4 protein-coding genes are annotated in these 3,482 nt (G+C 31.5%); 2 read left to right on the top strand and 2 right to left on the bottom strand.

From position 1 onward, the window contains the following. Positions 1–85 precede the first annotated feature (85 nt). Both VK90_RS25995 and VK90_RS25990 read left to right on the top strand, forming a co-directional pair. Entirely contained in the window at positions 86–406 is a 321-nt protein-coding gene (locus tag VK90_RS25995; RefSeq protein WP_048376359.1) for a helix-turn-helix domain-containing protein, read from the top strand. 23 nt (positions 407–429) lie between these two features. After that, positions 430–1,281, top strand: a complete 852-nt coding sequence (locus tag VK90_RS25990; RefSeq protein ID WP_231595966.1) for an IS3 family transposase — start codon at positions 430–432, stop codon at positions 1,279–1,281. Positions 1,282–1,645: 364 nt separating this feature from the next. Here the strand turns inward: VK90_RS25990 and VK90_RS25985 are convergent, their stop codons facing one another. Further along, positions 1,646–2,368, bottom strand: a complete 723-nt coding sequence (locus tag VK90_RS25985) for a thioesterase II family protein (RefSeq protein ID WP_048376357.1) — start codon at positions 2,366–2,368, stop codon at positions 1,646–1,648. A 16-nt stretch (positions 2,369–2,384) separates the two neighbouring features. Further along, complete coding sequence (locus VK90_RS25980; RefSeq protein ID WP_048376355.1) at positions 2,385–3,059, bottom strand: 4'-phosphopantetheinyl transferase family protein; 675 nt, start codon at positions 3,057–3,059, stop codon at positions 2,385–2,387. Between the last annotated feature and the right edge of the window lie 423 nt (positions 3,060–3,482).

The raw sequence follows: 3,482 nt of genomic DNA, 5'->3' as shown, positions 1-3,482 counted from the left end.
ATTGATATTATCCCCTTTAGGTAGACAGTGTAAAAAGACCATGTACATACATGGATGTTACACTATTACTTGGAGGGGATTTTTCATGACTAAAAAAGGTTCAACATTTAATACATATTCAGAAGAATTAAAGTTATCAGCTGTTCAAAGTTATTTAAACGGAGAAGGAAGTTACAATATAATAAAGGAAAAATATCAGATTAGAAGCTCTACACAACTTAAAAATTGGGTGAAAAAATATAAAGAATTTGGTGAAATTACAGATACTCGTGGGAAAAATGGTGGAATGAAAGGTATATCAAATCCTCTAAAAGGGAAACGTGTTCATTTTAAGACTATTGAAGAGGAACGTGACTACTATAAGGCACAGGTTGAATATTTAAAAAAGCAGTATCCAAATCTGTAAATGGGGGCGTACTAAAATATACAGTGAGATATCATATCATTGAATCATTAAAGGGAAAATATCCAGTTATATGGCTTACGAAATTTGCTGGTGTACATCGTCCAAGTTACTATAAGTGGATTCATACAAAAAGTATGAAAAACATGCGACTAGAATCCGAGAAACAATTAAAAAAAGTAATACAATCTATTCACGTAAAGCACAAGGAATATGGTTATCCACGTATGAAAATCGCTTTACAAGAAGAGGGATATTTTCTAAATCACAAAAAGGTATATCGTTTAATGAGCGAGCTCAACATTCAGTCTATGATTCGCAAGAAGCGTCGCTTCTTTAAAGGGAACTATTCCAATATTTTTCCGAATGTTTTAAACCGTGAATTCAAAGGGCGCCAACAAAATGAAGCACTTGTTACAGATATTACTTACCTACGATTCCAAGAGGGATTTCGATATCTTTCTGTTGTACAAGATATTTATAATAACGAAGTTGTTTCTTGGAAAATATCCAAGCGCAATGATAATGAACTTGTATTAGATACAATAGAAATGTTGGCACAAAAAAGAGATGTGCGTGGAACCATTCTCCATTCAGATCAGGGATTCCAGTACACATCTCACGCCTACAACAAACGACTTTTAAGTTTAGGTATCATTGGCAGCCACTCTCGCAAAGGAAACTTCCATGATAATGCCTGTATTGAGTCATTTTTCTCCCATTTTAAATCGGAGATGTTGTATTTGAATCATTTTAAAACAGAAGCAGATTTAATACAAGCAATTGAAGAATATATTTATTTTTATAACTATAAACGGTTCCAAAAACGACTCAACCACCGAGCTCCGATAGAATATCGAATCTCGATGGCTGCTTAGTCTTTTTCATACTGTCTACTTGACAGGGATAAGACCAGTCCCAACCAAGCTCGATCCTTGCGATTTCCAGATCCACAATGACAGCAAGCCAGGTATTACTAAATTGACGCTCCGTCCTTTCTCTCTTCTCGAAACAATACTCTCTATCAACTAAGAAATAAAATGAAAAAAGAAAACTTCACCTACAAATAAAGCTTATCTTAATTAAAATTAATTTATATATATTGCTTAGAATTCCATCATTACCCACCTTTGAGCATTTCGTTGAGACTTCTATACCTCTATTCAATGATGTTTAAACAGAGCCTGTATTTTTCATCTTTAATATTTTTGTTTCTCAGCCATGAGTATACTTAGAAAACCTCTAAAAACTAATTGAAAATCTTTTAGAATCTAACTTTCTTATAATACTCTTTGCTATTTCTTCAATATTTTCATTTAGAAAGAAATGATTACCTTCAAAAGAATGAAAAGTACACGTTTTACTTGTGTATTGCTCCCATTTTATTACTTGATCAAATGTAGTAAATTCATCATTTTCCCCATTAAATATAAGAAAATCAATATCACATGCTTGTATATTATTGTCATGAATATATGTCTCGACAATTTTAAAATCTGCTCTTAGAATAGGAAGAAAAATCTCCATTAATTCTTCTGATTGAAGTACCCCAGATGGTGTACCTCCCATCGCAATAACTTCTCTTTTAAATTGTTCATTAGAAAGATTATGTCGGATGTTTTTTATTTTACTATCTGGATGATTTCTACCGGACAAAACAAGAAATTCAGGCAATACGCTTTTAGAATCCTGTATTTTTCTGGCTACTTCATAGGCGATCAAACTTCCCATGCTATGCCCGTATAGAATATAGGGTGAATGATCTATCTGCTTAACTATACTAGTGTAGACATCATTTACGGCCTCTTCCATACTTTGGTACAAGCTTTCTTCAATTCTATATCCTCTACCAGCTAACTCTATTGGGACTACTTCAATATATGGATTAAAGTAATTTTTCCATTTTGCGTAACTAAACGCAGATCCCCCAGCATGTGGAAAGCAAAAAAGTTTAGTCTTCTGCATTGATTTTCTCCTTACTTTAAAATTTGTTTATATTTTGGCAAATTGTATAAATGTCTTTAATTATTATCTCCTGCGGAAATTCATCCCTTGTTGCACAAGCAGATATCTTATAATTTGGCTCAATGTTATATTGTCTAAAGTAAAAGTTTTGAGGTATATTCTTATATGAAATTAAAGTTCGTGACTCTTTTTTTATAGCGAATGAATTTAACGGGATATAAAGCCCTTTTCCAATCGTTTTTATATAACTTTCTTTTAATGTCCATAAATCATAAAAATAATTAATTTGTTCATCAGAATTCATATTATATATATCATAAAATTCTTCCTCTGAAAAAAATTCATTTGCTAATTTAAGAGCCTCTATTTCTGAAACTTTTTCTATATCAATACCCACATTAAAATTAGCAGTAGCACAAACCACCCATTCTCCCGAATGTGACACATTAAAATGAAAGTCAGAAAAATTTTCAACAAAAGGTTTTCCATGCTCATTATATATAAATCTAATTTCTTCATTATTAACTTTATACTTTTGGCAGATTAGAGATCGGATTAGTAAATCTCCTATCAGTGTCCTATTAATATCACATGAATTTAATAAACGCTTCATTCGTTCTCTCTTCTCATTTGAAATCAAGTTACTAAGTTGCTTTAACAAATGATATTCAATATTCTTTGGTATTTTCACAGCTTGAATTTGTATGATAAATCACTTCCTTTTTAAAAGGATGGCTTCCTATGTATACATTATAGAAATTCAAATTCACTTTATATCTTGCCTTTATTCAAGTGCATATACAATAGAAAAGGTGCATATTTACATATCAATGAAAATATACACCTTTCCTCAGGAATATCATTAAAGTATTCGCTTCTGGTACAAAAACTTCAGATCATTTACATCATACTATGAACAACTCATACAGGTTTCTATTTCTCTATCAAGCAATTTTTGCATTAACCCCTTAAAAAATAATGCTCTCGATATATTCATAATTTCCTACACTTGATGTGCAGTTATTGGGCTGCTCTTTTCATTCACACTACTACTCACAAATAACAATTTTAATAATCGTAATTTTCGTTCATAGAGTCGCATCTTTTGTGCTCT

Origin of the sequence: Bacillus sp. LK2, from assembly GCF_001043575.1 — a bacterium.
In the GTDB taxonomy this organism is placed as follows: Bacteria; Bacillota; Bacilli; order Bacillales; family Bacillaceae_G; genus Bacillus_A; species Bacillus_A paramycoides.
Note: the sequence above shows the minus strand (reverse complement) of the source record. Positions and strands in the feature narration are given on the sequence as shown.

What these genes read in the sequence shown, in the direction of transcription:
- VK90_RS25985 (WP_048376357.1), bottom strand. Translation starts at nt 2,368, where the DNA reads ATGCAGAAGACTAAACTTTTTTGCTTTCCACATGCTGGGGGATCTGCG.
- VK90_RS25995 (WP_048376359.1), top strand. Translation starts at nt 86, where the DNA reads ATGACTAAAAAAGGTTCAACATTTAATACATATTCAGAAGAATTAAAG.